This is a genomic window from Pseudoxanthomonas sp. GM95, assembly GCF_900109775.1.
Lineage (GTDB): Bacteria > Pseudomonadota > Gammaproteobacteria > Xanthomonadales > Xanthomonadaceae > Pseudoxanthomonas_A.
This window is the reverse complement of the sequence record NZ_FOAX01000002.1, coordinates 603538-621911: the sequence shown is the minus strand read 5'-3', so window position 1 is coordinate 621911 and position 18374 is coordinate 603538. Positions and strand designations below refer to the sequence as shown.

At 67.9% G+C, this 18374-nt stretch carries 12 protein-coding genes; 8 read left to right on the top strand and 4 right to left on the bottom strand.

Annotated features, from left to right (window positions below; translation table 11 throughout):
* Window positions 1-40: 40 nt before the first annotated feature.
* Window positions 41-295: a WGR domain-containing protein gene (locus tag BMZ17_RS10860; protein ID WP_093138594.1), complete on the top strand. Its 255-nt coding sequence runs from the start codon at window positions 41-43 to the stop codon at window positions 293-295.
* A 39-nt stretch (window positions 296-334) separates the two neighbouring features.
* Complete coding sequence (gene hemE, locus BMZ17_RS10855) at window positions 335-1405, top strand: uroporphyrinogen decarboxylase (protein ID WP_093138593.1); 1071 nt, start codon at window positions 335-337, stop codon at window positions 1403-1405.
* Window positions 1406-1444: 39 nt separating this feature from the next.
* On the opposite strand, the gene BMZ17_RS10850 is transcribed toward hemE, so the two are convergent.
* The 3 genes from BMZ17_RS10850 to BMZ17_RS10840 all read right to left on the bottom strand — a co-directional run bounded on the left by BMZ17_RS10850 (window position 1445) and on the right by BMZ17_RS10840 (window position 10450).
* Window positions 1445-3178 carry a hypothetical protein gene (locus tag BMZ17_RS10850; protein ID WP_093138592.1) on the bottom strand — a complete coding sequence of 578 codons (1734 nt, stop codon included), beginning with the start codon at window positions 3176-3178 and terminating at the stop codon, window positions 1445-1447.
* Between the two features lie 105 nt (window positions 3179-3283).
* Window positions 3284-6772 carry a sensor histidine kinase gene (locus tag BMZ17_RS10845; protein WP_093138591.1) on the bottom strand — a complete coding sequence of 1163 codons (3489 nt, stop codon included), beginning with the start codon at window positions 6770-6772 and terminating at the stop codon, window positions 3284-3286.
* Window positions 6773-6922: 150 nt separating this feature from the next.
* Window positions 6923-10450: a hybrid sensor histidine kinase/response regulator gene (locus tag BMZ17_RS10840; protein ID WP_093138590.1), complete on the bottom strand. Its 3528-nt coding sequence runs from the start codon at window positions 10448-10450 to the stop codon at window positions 6923-6925.
* Window positions 10451-10670: 220 nt separating this feature from the next.
* Between BMZ17_RS10840 and BMZ17_RS10835 the strand changes: the two genes are divergently transcribed.
* From BMZ17_RS10835 to BMZ17_RS10825, 3 genes are read left to right on the top strand one after another with little or no spacing between them, the layout of a single operon-like run.
* Entirely contained in the window at window positions 10671-11375 is a 705-nt protein-coding gene (locus tag BMZ17_RS10835) for a YceI family protein (protein WP_093138589.1), read from the top strand.
* A complete protein-coding gene (locus BMZ17_RS10830) occupies window positions 11372-11959 on the top strand; it encodes a cytochrome b (RefSeq protein ID WP_093138588.1) in 588 nt (195 codons plus the stop codon). The genes BMZ17_RS10835 and BMZ17_RS10830 overlap by 4 nt, the downstream gene beginning before the upstream one ends.
* Before the next feature lie 2 nt (window positions 11960-11961).
* Window positions 11962-12537, top strand: coding sequence for a YceI family protein (locus tag BMZ17_RS10825; RefSeq protein WP_093138587.1), 576 nt, complete (start codon window positions 11962-11964; stop codon window positions 12535-12537).
* A gap of 104 nt (window positions 12538-12641) precedes the next feature.
* Here BMZ17_RS10825 and BMZ17_RS10820 read toward each other — a convergent pair whose 3' ends face one another.
* Window positions 12642-12872 carry a glutaredoxin family protein gene (locus BMZ17_RS10820; RefSeq protein WP_093138586.1) on the bottom strand — a complete coding sequence of 77 codons (231 nt, stop codon included), beginning with the start codon at window positions 12870-12872 and terminating at the stop codon, window positions 12642-12644.
* 185 nt (window positions 12873-13057) lie between these two features.
* On the opposite strand from BMZ17_RS10820, the gene BMZ17_RS10815 reads away from it, so the two are divergent.
* From BMZ17_RS10815 to BMZ17_RS10805, 3 genes are read left to right on the top strand one after another with little or no spacing between them, the layout of a single operon-like run.
* Window positions 13058-13783 carry a GntR family transcriptional regulator gene (locus BMZ17_RS10815; RefSeq protein WP_175485556.1) on the top strand — a complete coding sequence of 242 codons (726 nt, stop codon included), beginning with the start codon at window positions 13058-13060 and terminating at the stop codon, window positions 13781-13783.
* A 49-nt stretch (window positions 13784-13832) separates the two neighbouring features.
* Window positions 13833-15215: an L-serine ammonia-lyase gene (locus tag BMZ17_RS10810; RefSeq protein ID WP_093138584.1), complete on the top strand. Its 1383-nt coding sequence runs from the start codon at window positions 13833-13835 to the stop codon at window positions 15213-15215.
* A 60-nt stretch (window positions 15216-15275) separates the two neighbouring features.
* Window positions 15276-18371, top strand: coding sequence for a ligand-binding sensor domain-containing diguanylate cyclase (locus BMZ17_RS10805; RefSeq protein WP_093138583.1), 3096 nt, complete (start codon window positions 15276-15278; stop codon window positions 18369-18371).
* Window positions 18372-18374: the final 3 nt, after the last annotated feature.

Below are 18374 nucleotides of genomic sequence, written 5' to 3'. Positions count from 1 at the left end.
GCACGCGGCTGGCGCATCGGGCTGGGATAAACTCGCGCCCATGCGCCTTTTCCTCCAGCAGCATCCGACCGCGGGCGAATCCGCCCGTTACCTGCAGTTGACCCTGCAGCCCGACCTGTTCGGCGGCTGGGAGCTGCTGCGCGAAAGCGGCCAGATCGGCGGCCGCGGCCAGCTGCGCCGCGAGCAGTACCTGGCCCAGCCCGAGGCAACCGCTGCGTTCGAAAAGCTGCGCGATGCCCACCTCAAGCGCGGCTTCCAGGTGATGTTCGTGCACGGCGCCGACGCCCCGCGATGAAGGCTGCGCGCTTTCCCTTTTCCTTTCGTTGACTTCGCCATGACCCCGCTCAAGAACGACCGCCTGCTGCGCGCCCTGCGCCGCCAGCCCACCGACCGTACGCCCGTGTGGCTGATGCGCCAGGCCGGCCGCTACCTGCCGGAATACCGCGCCACGCGCGCCAAGGCCGGCAGCTTTCTGGGCATGGCCAAGAATCCCGAGATCGCCTGCGAGGTGACGCTGCAACCGCTGGCGCGCTTCCCGCTGGACGCGGCCATCCTGTTCTCCGACATCCTGACCATCCCCGACGCGATGGGCCTGGAGCTGTACTTCGTCGAAGGCGAAGGCCCCAAGTTCCGCCACACCGTGCGCAGCGCCGCCGACGCGGCCAAGCTGGGCGTGCCGGACATGGAAACCGAGCTGCGCTACGTGATGGACGCGGTGCGCGTGATCCGCCGCGAGCTGGACGGCAGCGTGCCGCTGATCGGCTTCTCCGGCAGCCCGTGGACGCTGGCCTGCTACATGGTGGAAGGCGGTGGCAGCAAGGATTTCGCCCGCATCAAGGCGATGGCGCTCAACGACCCGGCCACGCTGCACGCGCTGCTCAAGGTCAACACCGATGCAGTGATCGCCTACCTTTCGGCCCAGCGCGCAGCCGGTGCACAGGCGCTACAGGTGTTCGATACGTGGGGCGGCGTGCTGAGCCCGGCGATGTACCGCGAGTTCTCGCTGCCTTACCTGCAGCGCATCGCTGCCGAGCTGGATCGCGGCCAGGGCGAGGAACGCGCGCCGCTGATCCTGTTCGGAAAGGGCAACGCCGCACACCTGGAAGCGCTGGCCGCCACCGGCACCGACGCGGTCGGCGTGGACTGGCTGGTTGAGCTGTCCGATGCCGCGTGCCGCACCGGCGGCAAGGTCGCGCTGCAGGGCAACCTCGACCCGGCCGTGCTGTACGGCGCACCCGAAGCGATCGATGCGCAGGTCAAGAACGTGCTGGACAGCTACGCCTGCGGCAACGGCGGCAGCCGCGACGGCCACATCTTCAACCTCGGCCACGGCATGTCACCGGACATGAATCCCGAGCACGTCGCCGCGCTGGTCGAATCGGTGCATCGCCACAGCGCGCGATGAAAAGCGGGCGGCGCAGACGCGCCGCCACATCGGCGTGAACTAGCGCGCCTGCGACGCTTGGCGCTCCTGCTGCGCTGTTTCCTGCTGGGCCGGCATCGCTAGCAGCTGCGCGCTGGTCTCGCGCGCCGGCGGCGCCGGCTGGGCCAGGTCCACACTCGTGCGCTGGCCGGGCTGGTTGCCTGCCAGCCACAAGGTCTGATCCTGCACGACCACATGCTGCAGGCGGGCCGCGGTGATGCCTTCGTGGCGTGCCAGGAGCGTGGCCTGATGAAGATGGTCATCGCCGACCTGGCTTGGCGCACGGTCGCGGATGGCCGCATATAACGCGTGATCCGGATGGCCCTGCTCGTCCAACGCCAGCGGCGACGGCACGTAGCCGGCACGGTCGGTGGCCGCGCGCAGCGCCGCGTTGGTCTGCGGATCTCGTCCGGTCTCCACCTGCCCCGGCAGCGGCGACAGCGTCAGCGGGCGATCGCGCGCTTCCTCGCCCGACCGCAGCGCCACGGTGTGCAACGTGATGGGCAGGCTGGCGAGCGTGGTGGGATTGCGGATCAAGTCGGTGGCGAAGGCTTCGGGCGTGCGGCCAGCGGGTTCGGACAGCAGACGGATCACGTCGTTGCTGCCGGTGCGCGCGATGTTCTGGTTGGCACGCGCAGTCTGCGCCTGCAGCTGCGTCATCTCCTGCTCGCTGAAACGCAGCGTGGCCGGTTCGCCCGCCTTGAATGGCGCGCTGCCATCGCGACCGTACAAGGCGTTGAGCGTTTGCGCATCGCTGGCGTCGGGCGTCAGCGTGTAGCGATAGGTACGCTCACCCGGCGTGCCGTCGGCGGCGATGGCCTGGTCGACCTTCAGGCTAACGTCGTGCTCGCGATACCGCAGCGTGCGCGAAATCTCGGCGCTGCCGTCGCCATGCACCGTGCGCACCGCTTGGCCGCTGTTGGCGCCTGTAGACAGCGTCGTGCTGTGCGATCCCAAGCCCAGTTCGACCTGGCCCTCGGAGCGCATGTCCAGCGTGGTGACGGTCGAGACCTGCGACAGGCCCGGCGCGTCGCGCTCAGGCATGGTGCCGGTGCGCATGAAGTCATCGTAGGCCTGGCGGCCATGCGGATTGGACAGGTCGAATTCGGCCGTGTGCAGCGTGCCGCCCTTGAGCTGGTCCTCGCGGCCCAGCATGGCGCTGGCCGGGCCCGCCTTCAGCCCGATGCCGTGGTACGCGTCGACCGCTTCGCGTGGACCTGCGGTCACGCGCACGCGCTGTTGGTCCAGCGCCTCGATCGCCACTTCCACACCCTGCTCCTGACTGACGCGGTCGCGCGTGGACAGCTGGCGCAGTTGCGTCGTCATCTCGACGCTGCCGGTATGCGCGGCGTCCATCGTGATGCGGGTGCCGACCGGCATCGTGGCGGGCTCGAACGGATTGATCGCACGCAGCTCGGTCGCGTTGGCCGCGCTTTCAGGCACCGCCACTTCAAACCGCGCGGTACCGCCCTGCTCGACGCGCACGCCGCCGCCGAAGCCACGCACCGCAGCGTTGGCTTCGACGAAGCCGGCCGCGCTGCCTTCCAGCGTGTAATGCACCTGGCCATCGGCGCGGGTGACGGCGCCTTCGATCTTGGCGTCGAGACCCGCCTTGAGGTGTTCGCCCCCGACACTCACATTGGCTTCGGCCCGCGCACCGTGTTCGGTCAGCCCGCCATCGAGCTTGCCGCTGAGCGGTGAGGAAGGCGTATCGGCACGCTCGCCGGACGCGCGCGGCGTGGAGGAATCATCCATGACGAAAAACTCTGCGGGGGATCAGGGTCCCGATGCTAACAAGCGCCGCGATAACCTCTTGTCGACACGCGCCCGAACTGTGGTGGGTTGCTCATCCGCCCACGCTCATTGACGCGCCGCGCGTGCAGCCGCCATCGCCTCGGCCAGCAGCTCACCGGTCACCGGCTTGCGCAGGAAGCCGTCGAAGCCGGCCGCACGCGCCAGCGGCTCGGCCTGCGCATCGGCACGCGCGGTCACTGCCAGCAGCGGCAAGGTCAGGCCTTGGTTGCGCAGCTGCGTGGCCAGCGCCAGGCCATCCATGCCGGGCAGGTCCAGATCCAGTAGCGCGATATCGAACGGCTGCAACGCGGCCTCCGTCAGCGCCGCCAGGCCATGCGGCACGGCGTGCACGCGGTGCCCGCGCGCCTGCAGCAGGCCGGTCACGACCTCGGCGATGGTGCTGTCGTCTTCCACCAGCAGCACCGACAGCGGCGCGACCTCGCCGGCCGGGGTCATCACGGCCGCAGGTGCCACGCGCCCGCTGACCGCGGGCAACGGCAGCGAGACCAGGAAGCGCGTGCCCTGCCCCGGCGTGCTTTCCACCGTGATCGTGCCGTCCATCGCCACCGCCAGCTCCTGGCAGATCGCCAGCCCCAGGCCGCTGCCGCCGTAGCGCGCCGCGGTGCGTGCGCCTTCGGCCTGTTCGAAGCGCTGGAACAACCGCGCCTGCTGCTCGGCATTCATGCCCGGGCCGGTGTCGCTGACGATCAGGGTCACGCCCTCGCCGGCCATCGGCAGCACCCGCAGGCGCACGGCGCCGTGCTCGGTGAACTTGACCGCGTTGCCCAGCAGGTTGAGCAGGATCTGGCGCACGCGCTGCGGATCGCCGCGCAGGGTCTGCGGCACGGCGTCGGCGACTGTGCAGGAGAACGCCAGGCCGCGCTGCTCGGCATTCGGGGCGACCAACGCGACCACACCGTCGAGCAGCTCGCGCAGGTCGAAATCCTGCGCATCCAGTTCCAGCCGACCGGCCTCGATGCGGGCCAGGTCCAGCGCGTCGTTGACCAGCCGCAGCAGGTGGGTACCCGCCTTCTGGATCGAGCTGGTGTAGCCGCGCTGGCGTTCGTCCAGCACGGTGCCCAGCAGCAGTTCGCTCATGCCCAGCACGCCGGTCATCGGCGTGCGCACCTCATGGCCGAGCGTGGCCAGGAAATGGGTCTTGGCCAGCGAGGCCTGCTCGGCCAGCTCGCGCTTGTGCTGGGCCAGGTTCCACGCACTGCGTCGACGCAGGCGTTCGCGATACGCCCATGCGCACAGCAGCACCAGCAGCACGCCCGCCAGCAGCAGTGCCGCCATGCCCCAGGCGCTGCGCCACCATGGCGGCGCCACGCTGAAAGCCACCGTATGCACCCGCGATGCATTGCCGCCCGCATCGAACCCCTGCAGCGCCAGCGTGTACTTGCCCGGCGGCAGCGCCGACAGCACGCGATCGCCGCTGGCGCCCTGCGCCACCCAATCCGGATCGAGTCCCGACAACCGCGAGCGATAGCGGTTGCCGGCAGGATCGTCGAATGACAGCAGCCGCATGCCGACGCGCAGTTCGCGATCCTTCGCCTGCAGGCGCACCGCATCGATCGGCAACGGCACGACCGCGCCGTCACGCACGACCGTTGGCGGCTGCAGCAGGAGCGCCGGCGTGTTCGGCGCACGATCAGGCAGCTGGGCATCGACCAGCACCAGCGCGCCATCGCTCGTAGTCGCCGCCAGCACGCCATCGCCCAGCGCGTACAGGCACTTCTCCAGGAATTCCTGGCTGCTCAGGCCATCGCGCATGCCGAAGTTGCGCACCAGGCCGGTGTCTGGCTCCACGCGCAGCAGGCCGCGCTGCGTGGCCAGCCACAGCCGACCCTGCGCATCGCGCTGCAGGCCATTAGTGGGGATGCCGGGCAAGCCGGCGCTGATGGACTGTCGCCGCTGCCACGCGCCTTCGCGCAGGTCCCAGCGCTCCAACAGGCCAACGCGATACAGCCACAGCTGGCGGTCGCCGACCGGCACGAACCCGGACACGTCATCGCCGTCGAACACCGGCTGCGGCACCAGCGCGCGCGCCTTGGGATCCCAGCGCAACAGGCCGCCGCCACTGGCCACCCAAGGCTCGCCATCGGGGCCCAGGCGCAGCTGCTGGAAGGCAAGATCATCGCCCGTTACCGGATTGCGCTGGATCTCGTCCAGCACCGCGCCGGTGGCGCCATCGCGACGCTGGACCATGCCGCTTACGCCGACCCACACATCGCGGCGCGCGTCTTCGAGCAGGGCTTCGGGCGCCATGCCCTGGCCCTTGATGCGCTCGATCTTCCAACGCTGGTGCGCGCCGGTGGCCATGTCGAAACGCACCAGATGCCCGGGAACGTGACCCAGCCAGACCTGGCCGCGGCTATCCTGCAGGCCGCTCGTGGCGGTCAGACCTTTCAGTTCCGGGTCGCGCAGCGTGGTGACGCTGAGGTCACCGGTGCGGCTGTCGAACTGCTCCAGCGTGCCGGAGGCATCGATCTGCCACAGCTTGCGTTGCGCTCCGGGAGCCACGTTGCAGTACGCGCTGACCGACATCGACTTGGTCGGTGGCACCACCGCCAGGCGCCGCCAATCCGGTCGTAGATAGGCCAGGCCCTGGCCCATCACCGAGACCCACAGGCCATCGCCCGGCACCTGCTGGAAGCCGAGCAAATAGCGATTGGCGAACAGGCCGTCACGGTCCTGCACCGGCTGCGGCACACCCGTGCGCTGGGTCAGCCAGAGCCCGGTCGGCGTGCCGAGCCAGTATTCGCCCTGCCCGGCCGGTGCGACGGCGGTCAACTGATTGGCGCCCTCGAACATCGCGCGCCACGGCGGCGTGCGCCATTGGCCGTTCGCGCCGAGCACGCGCGGACCGTCGCCGCCGCCGAGCCACAGCTCATTGCCCACGCGCGCCAGCAGCAGCACGCCCTCGGCATAGCGCGCGTCGGCCGTTGGCTGGTGGACCCGGCCGTTCTCAACGTACGCCAGTCCCTCGCTGGTGCCCACCCACAACCGCCCCTGCGCATCGCTGGCCAGGGTCTGCACCGCATCGGAGGGCAGCGCGCCGGCCGTGCTCTCGCGATCGAAGCGGGTCAGCGTGCCGTCGACCGCGATGCGATACAGGCCGCCGCCATTGGTGCCGAACCACACCTCATCGCCAATGCCGCCGATCGCGTAGACGTCCTCGCTAAGCATCTGCGGATGCTCGGCCTGCCTGTAATGCGTGAAGCGCTTGCGCTGCGCATCAAGCATGCTCAAGCCCGAGCTCGCCACCCAGATCCGATCCTGCGCATCGATATACATGGCTTGCAGCAAGTTGCCGCCAAGCGAAGCCGCATCGTGCGGATCGTGCTGCCAGACGGTGAACTCGGTGCCGTCATAGCGTGCCAGGCCATCGAAGGTCGCAGCCCACAGATACCCCTGGCGATCAGTGGCCAAGGCGGTGACCGTCGCCGATGGCAAGCCATCGACCACCGTGCTCAATCGGAACACCGGCCGCTGCGGTATCTGCGCCTGCACGGCCGCGCCGCACAGGGCCAACACCAGCAAGCCGGCACGCATCGCTGCACGCCACCCATCCATGCGTCGTCTTTCGTCCTTGTGGTTCCCCATGGACATCCTCGCAACGCTGGCCGACCCGCGCAAGCTGCGCGCCTGTGATCAAACAACGTGCAGCCGCTGCGACGTAGGCCGCAGCGGCGCTCTATCAGCTCAGACTTCGATCCGCTGCCTGGCCATCGCGCGCGCCGCCGCGATGGCCTCCACCAGCATGTCGCCGGTGACAGGTTTGCGCAGGAAGCCATCGAAGCCCGCCGCGCGCGCCTGCGCCTCGGCATCGGCATCGGCGCGCGCGGTCACCGCCAGCAGCGCCGGCGAGAACCCCTGATTGCGCAGCTGCCGAGCGAGCGCCAGGCCGTCCATGCCCGGCAGATCCAGATCCAGCAAGGCGATGTCGAAACCGCCGACGGCCACTTCGGTCAGCGCCGCCAGGCCATGGCCGACCGCCTGCACGCGATGCCCGCGCGCGCGCAGCAGGCCGGTAATGACTTCGGCGATGGTGGGATCGTCCTCGACCAGCAACACCGACAGCGGCTGGCTTTCGTGCTTCGCCGCGACCGCCAGCGGCGCACCGGCTTCGGCCGCGGGCAGCGGCAGTTCCACTAGGAAACGCGTGCCCTTGCCCGGCGTGCTCTCCACGCTGATACGGCCGCCCATCGCGCCGGCCAGCTCCTGGCTGATCGCCAGGCCCAGCCCGCTGCCGCCGTAGCGCGCGGACGTACGCACACCATCGGCCTGCTCGAAGCGCTGGAAGAGCCGCTTCATCTGCTCGGCGCCGATGCCTGGACCGCTGTCGCTGACGATGAGGCGGATGCCGCCGCTTTCCAGTGGCAAGGCCTGCAGGCGCACCCAGCCCTGCTCGGTGAACTTGACCGCGTTGTTCAACAGGTTGAGCAGGATCTGGCGGACGCGCACCGGATCGCCACGCAGCGCCACCGGCAGGCCCGGCGCGACGTTGCTGCTGAAGATCAGGCCGCGCTTTTCCGCCATCGGCGCAACCAGCGCGGACACGCCATCGAGCAGTTCGCGCAGATCGAAATCCTGCTGATCCAGTTCAAGTCGGCCCGCCTCGATGCGCGCCAGGTCCAGCGCGTCGTTGACCAGCCGCAGCAGGTGCGTGCCGGCGTTCTGGATCGAGCGCGTATAGCCGTGCTGGCGCGCGTCCAGATTCGTGGAAAGCAACAGTTCGCTCATGCCCAGCACACCGGTCATCGGCGTGCGCACCTCATGGCCGAGCGTGGCCAGGAAGTGGGTCTTGGCCTGCGATGCCTGTTCGGCGACTTCGCGCTTGTGCTGGGCCAGCTGCCAGGCGCTGCGACGACGCACGCGCTGGCGATAGAGGTACAGCGCCCAGCTGATCAGCAGCAGCGACAGGCCGATCAACAGCGCCATGCCCCATGCACTTCGCCACCACGGCGGCAGCACACGAAACTTCAGCGTGCGCACCGGCGACCACACGCTGTCGCTGCTGCGTCCCTGGATTTCCAGTGTGTAACGCCCCGCCGGCAGGCGCGAGAAGATGCGCTCACCCTGCAGCCCCACTTCCACCCAGTCCGGGTCGTAGCCACTAAGCCGGAACCGATAGCCGTTGTCATCGGCGCCGGAAAACGACAACAGCCGCGCAACGATATGCAGATCGCGATCCTCGCTGCCGATCACCGGCTCGGCCACATGGGTCAGGTCCAGGCCTTCATCGCCGCGACGTACGCCGACGAATTCGATTTGCAGGGCAGGCTTACTGGTCGAAGGTTTGAACTCGCGGGGATCAAAGAGCACCAGCCCGTCTGGCGTGGCTGCCGAGACCTGGCCGGTGGTGGCCTGGACGAGAGAAAGACCTTTGATCTCAGGATTCGGCAAGCCATCACGCGTGCCGTATTGACGGATATGCCCGGTAGCCGGATCCACCCGAATCAAACCACGTGCAGAGGTGGACCAGATTACGCCGCCATCATCCACAACCATCCCAGTGGGAGTGATCGAAGGAAAATCCTGCGCCTCGCCAATCTTGCTCAACGCCTTGAGCTGCGTTCCGTCCCATCGGTATTTTTCCAAACCGCCAACGCTTCCAGTCCAGAGACTTTCTCGATCAGCGAAGTCCATCGCATACATCGGAAGTCTCGGGCTGCCCCGCAATGGTTTCACCGTGTGCGCGACGTCATCCCACACCAATAGGCCGTCGTCTGACGTCATCCACAAGCGATTATCAGGACCGCATTGCATGTCGTGAACGAAAGTGATGTTTGGAACAGCAATATCGGAAGCGCTCAACGACTCCACAACACGCCCATCAAGGTGCCTCGCCTGCAACCCGGACACGCGCGAGTAGACCCAAAGTGTCTTGTCGCAAACCCTGAGGATGTCCAGATTCCCCCGCATTGATGCGTCGGCCTCGTCCTTAGAGGTCCATTTGCGCACTTGGTGCCTGGCCGGATCGTACCGCTGCAACTGATCTGCCAGACCGATCCAGACAGCACCATCAGGAGCCTCCACCAAAGCACCGGGCCATGCGACCGAGTCAATCACGCGAAGATGATGCTCGATGCGCCCTGTCGCAGGATCGAGCCAATCCAGCGCACCGCGCGTGCCTGCCAACCAGAGCCCACCGTTTTTCGCCTGCGCAGTTGCCAGGACGTAAGGGTTGTACATCGTCGCCGGGTTTTCACTGTCGTTGGTCAAGACAGAGAACTGCCGCCAGTTCGCGGGCAAGTGCCAGACACCGGCATTGATACTCGCGAACCAAAGCCCGCCGTCCCGGTCTTCGTAACCCAGCGCCCAGCTGGGCTTAACGATACCGCGCGCAGAGACGCTGTAGAGCGGCACATTCTGAATACCCGCTTTGTCGTGGTATCCCATGCCGGATGCGGTATCGAGCCAGTAGGTCCCTTCTCGGTCATGCAGCAAGGTCTGCAACACCGGCACATCGGAAATCTTGCCCCAGGGATTGCGGGTGATCTTGCCGTCAGGCGTGCGCAGGGCGACGCCGCGGTTAGCGGCAATCCAGAGGCTCCCATCAGGCTCGGGCTTCAGCCGGTTGATGAAACCAGAGGGAAGCGCATGATCGGGAACTCGTTCGAAATCCTGGCCGGTCCAGCGCGCGAGCCCCATTTCCGTCCCGACCCAGAGGCTTCCGTCGGTTGTAACCGCCATGTGGATTACGCCACCTTCGGGGAGGCTGCGTGAGTTTTTCGGCTTGTGGACGTATTGCCGGAAGCTGCCATCGGGCAGACGCCTCGTGAGTCCTCCGCCGGAAGTTCCGAACCACAAACTCCCGTCCGGAGTTGCCGTGATGCACCAGACGGTATTGCTGCCCAGCTCGGGGGTATTAGCGCGGTCATAGAAAGTGAATTGACGCCTGTCAGGGTCGAGGACACCGATGCCCGCATATTCAGTGCCGATCCAAAGACGATTGTCTTTATCGAAATAAAGTGCCCAGACAAGGTTGTCGCGCAACCCATCCTCCATACGCCAGATACGGAAGCCACGACCGTCATATCGCGCCAAGCCATCCTGGCTGGCCATCCACAGATAGCCGAGCTTGTCTTCCGCGAAATCGTTGACCCGTCCACTGGGCAACCCATCGGCCACGCCCATCTGGCGGGGTTGCGGGGTCAGGGGCACTGCGGCGAAGGCGCATCCGGCCCAGGCCAGCAGGCCGCACAGAAACAGTCGTCTTGCCCACATCCGCTGGTGCCCTCGTGGCGTTGCGCGTATCCCGCTGCGGTCCGGGCGGGGCGAGCCGCCGGTGCGCAGCGGACATCGTGCAAGCAAGCAGCGGGCGATGGCAACCGTTGCGGGACTGGAACAAACCGACAAGTTCCCTTTGCGTCATTCCATCGACTGCAATGGATTGTTCTCGCCAGCCACAACGCCGCGCAACGGGCAGCTGTCTAGAATCGTCGCCATGAGCCAGCCACCCGCCCGATTCCGCCACGTCTTCCGCGCCTGCCTGCTGGCCGCGGCCCTGCTGGCCGGCCCCGCGTCGGCCGCCTCGGCGACCTACCAGCTCGACCCGGTGCATACCCGCGTGCTGTTCGCCATTTCCCATGCCGGCTTTTCGCAGGCGATGGGCACGGTCTCGGGCAGCACCGGCCTGCTGCAGTTCGACCCGGACGACTGGAGCCAGTCGCGGGTCGAGGTCACGGTGCCGCTGGACCGCGCCGACCTGGGCGATCCGGCCTGGAACAAGGCCGTGGCCGCCGGCAACCTGCTCGACAGCAAGGACCATAGCCAAGCCACGTTCGTGTCCACGCGCGTGGTCGGGATCGATGCGACCCACGCGCACGTGATCGGCAACCTGACCCTGCACGGCGTCACCCGCGAGGTCACGCTGGAGGTGACCTTCAACCAGCTCAAGCGCCATCCGCTACCGCCGTTCCGGCGCACGGCAGGGTTTTCGGCCACGACCACCATCAGCCGCGCCGACTTCGGCATCACCGCGTGGAAGTCGGTGATCGGCGACGCGGTGCAGCTGACCATCCAGGCCGAAGCCACGCGCTCGGGCCAGGACTTCGACGCGCCCAACACACCCGTGCAAGACGGCGCCGCGCCCGCAAGCGACCCTGCGCCCTCCCTGCCCGCCAACCCGCCACAGGACACCACGCCATGACCCAACCCAACGCCGAGCGCTGGGGCGCCGTCAGCCAGTCGCTGCACTGGATCATCGTGCTGCTGATCTTCGCGCTGGCCGTGGTCGGCCTGACCATGGGCGACCTGCCCAAGACGCCGAAGTATTTCTGGGTCTACACCGCGCACAAGTCGGTCGGCATCACGGTGCTGGCGCTGGTGATCGTGCGCCTGGCCTGGCGCCTGTACGCCGGCGCGCCCCGGCCAGTGCCGAACACGCCGGGCTGGCAGCATGCGATCGCCTCGTTCACCCACGTGCTGCTGTACGGGCTGATGTTCGCCATGCCACTGTCAGGCTGGCTGTACGACTCGGCCAGCGGGCTGCGCCCGTTCAAGTTCTTCGGGCTGTTCAACATGCCCAAGCTGGTGGCGCCCGATGAAGGCCTGCGCCACCTGGCCCACACCGCGCATGAGTGGGGCCTGTACGTGCTGATCGTGCTGGTGGCGATGCACGCTGGCGCCGCGTTCTACCACCATCTGTTCCAGGGCGATGCCACCCTCGCCCGCATGCTGCCGCGCGGCTGGCTGCGCGTGCCCGCTCCTGCTTCGCAACCCAAGGATTCCTGATCATGCCCAGCAAGTTCCTTTCGCCCGTCCTCACTGCTGCCGCGCTGGTGGCCATGTTCTCGACGACGGCTTCGGCGGCGACGGCCACCAACTTCGTGCAGGCGCCGGGCTCGACCCTGGTGTTCGCCACCAGCTACGACGGCGAAACCTTCACCGGCAAGTTCGGCAAGTTCGACACCAAGGTCAGCTTCGACCCGATGCGTCCGGACCTGAGCACGATCGACGTCACCATCGGTCTGGCGGGCACCGCGACAGGCAATGGCGACCGCGATTCGACCCTGGCGGGCGAGGACTTCTTCAACGTCGGCAAGTTCGCCCAAGCCACCTACAAGGCCAAGGGCTTCAAGCCGCTGGGCGGCAACCGCTACAGCACCGATGGCACGCTGACCCTGCGCGGGGTGTCCAAGCCGGTGACGCTGACCTTTCAGTGGACGCCCGGCGCGCAGCCGACGCTGACCGGCAAGGCCACGCTCAAGCGCCTGGATTTCGGCGTGGGCGGCGGCGACTGGAAGGACACCAGCACCATCCCCGATGCCGTCGCGGTCAGCACCAAGGTCGTGCTCAAGCCGGCCAATTGAGCCCGCACGTCGCGCCACCGAAAACGCCAGGCTTTTGCCTGGCGTTTTTTGTTTGGATGATCCGCCCAGCGTCGTGCGCGTCGCTCGCCGGTCAGCGCGCAAGTTCAGCCGGCCATGAACGCCTGCACGCGCGCCAGGTCGAACGGCCAGTCCAGCTCGCGCCCATCGCGCGCGTCATGCAGCACCGGCACGCGAATGCCGTAGCGCGCCTCCAGCGCGTCGTCGGCATCGATGTAGACGCTGTCGAAATCGGGGAAACGGGCCGCGGCCAGGATCGCCAGCGCGGTATCGCACAGCCAGCAGTCGTCGCGTTGGTAGAGCAGATAGGCGGGCATCGCAGGCGGCGCGCTCAGGCAGGAGACGGGCAACGTGGTACCCCAAGCCGGGCCGGCGCGTCGAGCCCTGCCGCGTACGTTCACAGCCTTGGCGATCAAGTCATATGCTGAAAATCGAAATTAAAGCGCAGATCCGGCGCCTACAATGGCGCCAAGTCGCCCCAGCGCAGAATAATTTCGATTTTATGGACATCGCCGTCGCCGGCACCCTCGCCAGCCGGATCCACCAACAGCTGCGGCACGACATCGTGCGCGGGCGGCTGCGCGCGGCGTCCAAGCTCAAGCTGTCCGAGCTGCAGCAGCGCTACCAGATCGGGTTGGCGCCGTTGCGCGAGGCGCTGGCGCGGCTGTGCGGCGAGCAGCTGGTGGTCAGCGCCGACCAGCGCGGCTTCTGGGTCGCGCCGCTGTCGCTACAGGAGCTGGACGACATCGCCAAGGTGCGCGTGCTGGTGGTCAACGAGGCGATGAACGATTCCATCGTCCACGGCGACGCTGTGTGGGAAGCGCAGGTGACCCAGTCGCTCGATGCGCTGGCGGCGATCGAACGCGACCTCTCCGGCAGCAGCACCCAACCGCCGGGCGACGTGCTGGATGAACTGGAAGCGCGCAATTTCGCCTTTCATCGTGCGCTGCTCGGCGCATGCCGCTCGCCGTGGCTGCTGCGCCTGCAGGACATGTTCTATCACCAGGCCGAGCGCTATCGGTACGCCGCGTTGCCGCGCTCGCGCGACAAGCGCTTTTCGCTGGACGAACACCTGGCGATTGCCGATGCGGCGCTCCAGCGCAACGTGATCAAGGCCTGCCGCCTGCACGACGAACACATGGCGCGCACCCACGACAGCGTGCGCGCCGCGCTGGCGCAGCACCTGCAGACCGACGCTGTCGCCCCCAGTACACGCACGCGGCGCTGAGCCAGCGCGCGCATTTCCATCTCAACGCAGTTCTCTCGGATTTCCCAACGTGGCCGTCAGCACCTTCGACCTCTTCAAGATCGGCATCGGGCCGAGTTCCTCCCATACCGTCGGGCCGATGCGCGCGGCCGAGCGCTTCGTGCATCGCTGGCTGCTGGATCCGGGCCAGCTGGCCAACACCGTGCGCCTGCGCGCGGAGGTGTTCGGCTCGCTCGCCCTGACCGGGCGCGGCCACGGCACCGACAAAGCCGTGCTATTGGGCCTGGAAGGTCATCGCCCCAACCTGATCGACCCGGACATCATCCCGGCCACGCTGGCGCGCATCCGCGGCGACAAGCAGATCCTGCTGATGGGCACGCACGCCATCGCCTTCGACGAGAAACGCGACCTGGTGATGAACAAGCGCCAGAAGCTGCCCTTCCACACCAACGGCATGCGCTTCACCGCGTTCGATGCGGCCGACAATGTGATCGCCACGCGCGATTACTACTCGGTCGGCGGCGGCTTCGTGGTCAATGCCGATGAGGCAGCGGAAGACCGCATCGTCGCCGATGAGACGCCGTTGCCCTACCCGTTCAACAGCGGCGATGAGCTGATCGCGCGCAGCAACGAGAGCGGCCTGAGCATCGCCCAGCTGATGTTCGAAAACGAAAAATCCTGGCGCAGCGAGGACGACATCCGCGACGGCCTGCGCGAGATCTGGAGCGCGATGCAGGCCTGCGTAGCGCGCGGCATCCGCGAGGAAGGCACCCTACCCGGTGGCCTGCACGTGGGCCGGCGCGCGCCGGCGCTGTATCGCGAGCTGTCGTCCAAGCCCGAAGCGGCGATGCGCGATCCGTTGACCACGCTGGACTGGGTCAACCTGTACGCGCTGGCGGTCAATGAGGAAAACGCTGCTGGCGGCCGCGTGGTCACCGCGCCCACCAACGGCGCGGCCGGGATCATGCCCTCGGTGCTGCACTACTTCGACCGGTTCTGCCCGGGCGCCAACGAGCAGCGCATCTTCGACTTCCTGCTGACCGCAGCGGCGGTGGGCATCCTCTACAAGGAAAACGCCAGCATCTCCGGCGCCGAAGTCGGCTGCCAGGGTGAGGTGGGCGTGGCCTGCTCGATGGCGGCCGCCGGCCTGACCGCCGCGCTGGGCGGCAACACCAGCCAGATCGAGAACGCCGCCGAGATCGGCATGGAGCACAACCTGGGCCTGACCTGCGATCCGATCGGCGGGCTGGTGCAGATTCCCTGCATCGAGCGCAACGCGATGGGTTCTGTGAAGGCCATCAACGCCAGTCGCATGGCGATGCGCGGCGACGGCAAGCACAAGGTCTCCCTGGACAAGGTGATCCGCACGATGCGTGACACCGGCCGCGATATGCGCGACAAATACAAGGAAACCAGCCGGGGAGGGCTGGCGGTCAACGTCATCGAATGCTGAGCGCGCTTTAGCCCAGCCATCGGCGGCCGTTAACCGGATCAGGGGAAAACGGCGGCGGCGATGGCACTTCACGCTTCACCAGCACACAGGCAGGTCCGCGGCAGCCACTGGCTGCTGCGGGCGCTGCTGTGGACGGCCGCCGCGCTGAGCCTGCCGGCGCAGGCGCTGGAGCCGGACAAGCGATTCCAGGATTACGTCACCACCAACTGGTCGCTGGAACAGGGCCTGCCGCAGCTCAGCGTCACCGCGCTCGCCCAGGACGCCACCGGTTACGTGTGGATGGGCACGCAGGCCGGACTGGCACGCTTCGACGGTACCCAGTTCACCACCTTCGATGGTCACGCCTGGCCGGGCCTGAACAGCGGCGACATCCGCGCCCTGCTGCCCGAGCCCGATGGCCGGCTGTGGATCGGCACCGGGCTGGGCCTGGCCGTGCGCGAGCACGCCACCTTCCGCCAGCTCGATCCACTGCCCGCGCCGGATGGCCCGTTCGAAGTCACTGGCCTGACCCACGACGCCAAGGGCCGGGTACTGGTCGCCTCCAGCCAGGGCGTGTACGTCGTGGATGGCGATCACCTGACCCGCCTGCCGCAGCTGGAGAAACCCGCCACCGCGCTGCTCAACGAGGCGTCATCGCTGTGGGTCGGCGGCATCGGCCGCGTCCAGGAGCTGGCCGCCGACGGCAAGATCCGCGAGCTGCCCCTGCCCGACCCGGCCACCACCGCCACCGTGCACGTGCTGTTGCGCGCGCAGGAGCATCTGTGGGCCGGCACCAGCGTTGGCCTGTACGTGCTGCGCGACGGCCGCTGGCAGCTCTACAGCGGCGATCCGCTGCTGGCGCGCGCGCCGGTGGAAGCGATGCTGCTGGATCGCGACGACAACCTCTGGATCGCCGCTGCCGATCACCTGCTGCGCCTGCGCGACGGCCAGGTCACCGAGCGCGTCACCGGCGATCCGAAGCTGGCCACGCGCAGCCTGATGGAAGACCGCGAGGGCGACCTGTGGCTGGGCACGGTGGTGTCAGGCGCGACCCGCGTGTGGAACGGCGGCACGCGCCGCTACTCGACCAGCGACGGCCTGGCCGATCCGCTGCTGTGGGCCGTAGGCCAGGGCAACCGCGGCCAGATCTGGGTCGCCAGCAACGACGGCGTGGCGCTGTTCGACCATGGCCGCTTCAGCACACTGATCCCCGGCCGGCAGCTGCCGCATCCGGCGGCGTATTCGCTGCTGATTGAACAGGAACAGGCCTGGATCGGCACCCGCGCCGGCGTGGCGGTCATGCACATGGGCAAGGTCGAGCGGCCGGCGGTGCTGGCGCCGATGGACGGCAGCCAGATCAACGGCATCGTGCGCGATCCCAAGGGCCCGCTCTGGTTCGCCACCACCAACGGGCTGTTCCGCCTGCAGGGCGAGGTGCTCACCCGCTACGGAATCGATGAGGGCCTGGCCGATCCGCGCGTGCGGGTGCTGGCCATCACCCACACGGGCCGGCTGCTGGTGGGCACCTATACCGGCCTGTACGAATGGCGCAACGAACGCCTGATGCCGCTCGGCCGCGACCGCGGCTTCCCGGCCGACACCCACGTCACCGCCATCCATGAACTGGCCGATGGCCAGTTGCTGGTCGGCAACCTGTCGCGCGAGACTTTGCTGCTGTTCGACGGCCAGCGCTGGACCGAGCTGGGCCAGGATCGCGGCCTGCCGGCCAACCCGGTGTTCGTGATGGCGGCCGATGCGCACGGCCAGCTGTGGGTCGGCGGGCTCCGCGGCATCTACCGCTTTCCGCTGACCGATATCTCCAAGGTCGAAGGCTCGGCCACGGCGCAACTCAGCGTGCAGCAGCTGCTCAACGAACGCGGCGACCGCCACGGTGGGCAGAAGGGCGACTGCTGCAACGGCGCCGGCAACGCGCGCGGCTTCCTGCAGGACGGCGCGTTCTGGCTGCCGACCCGCGATGGCCTGGTGGCGATGGACACCGAGCGCGACCACGGCAACCCCCTGCCGCCGACGCCGCTGGTCGAACGCGTGCAGGTGCAGGGCCAGTGGCGCGACGTGGAAGCCGGCGGCGACTGGACCCTGCCCGCGCAGGCACGCGACCTGCGCTTCGAGTTCACCGCACTGACTTTCCAGGCGCCCGAACACACCGACATCCGCTACCGCCTGCGCGGCTACGACGCCAACTGGCTGACGCTGGAGAACATCAACCAGCGCAGCGTCAACTACACCAACCTGCCCGCCGGCAAATACACCTTCGAAGTGATCGGCGTGAACAACAGCGGCGTGCAGAGCGCCAAGCCGGCGCAGCTGGCGTTCGAGATCCATCCGTTCTTCTACGAGCAGTGGTGGTTCCGCCTCGCCGCCGGGCTGGCCGTGCTGCTCCTGATCGCGCTGGGCTACGGCTGGCTCTCGCGCCGCTATGCGCGCCAGCGTGCGGAGCTGGAAGCGCTGGTGCAGCAGCGCACGCGCGACCTGCGCGACGCCAACGAGCGGCTCGAAGCGCTCACCGTCACCGACCCGCTGACCGGCCTGCACAACCGCCGCTACCTGGGCCGGCAGATCCCGCTGGACCTGGCCTTCTACGACCGCGACATCGGCGTGGACATGCAACGCGACGCGCTGATGTTCGGCCTGCTGGACCTGGATCACTTCAAGCGCATCAATGACACCTTCGGCCATGACGCCGGCGACCGCGTGTTGCAGCAGGTGGCGCAGTGCCTGCGCGAGCTCACCCGCAAGGGCGACTACGTGGTGCGTTGGGGCGGCGAGGAATTCCTGCTGGTGTTCCGGCCGATGCCGCGCGCGCAGCTGCATGCACTGGGCGACCGCGTGTGCCGGACCATCGCGCAGAAGCCCTTCGACCTGGGCAACGGCCAGGCGATGCAGGTCACCGTGTCACTGGGCCTGATGGAATACCCGCCCTTCCCCGATGCGCCACAGCTATTGGGCTGGGAGCAGATGGTGGCGTTGGCCGACCGCGCGCTCTACCACGTCAAGGCCAACGGCCGGAACGGCTGGGCCGCGTACCGGCGCGCGCCCGGGGCCACCCTGGCTCAAGTGCAGGCCACCGATGGCCAGCCCGCGCAGCTCATCGAGGCCGGGCTGCTGGTGATGGTCGGCTCCGAGGCGCACGTGCCGGCGATGCCGGCGCCGTTGTAGCGC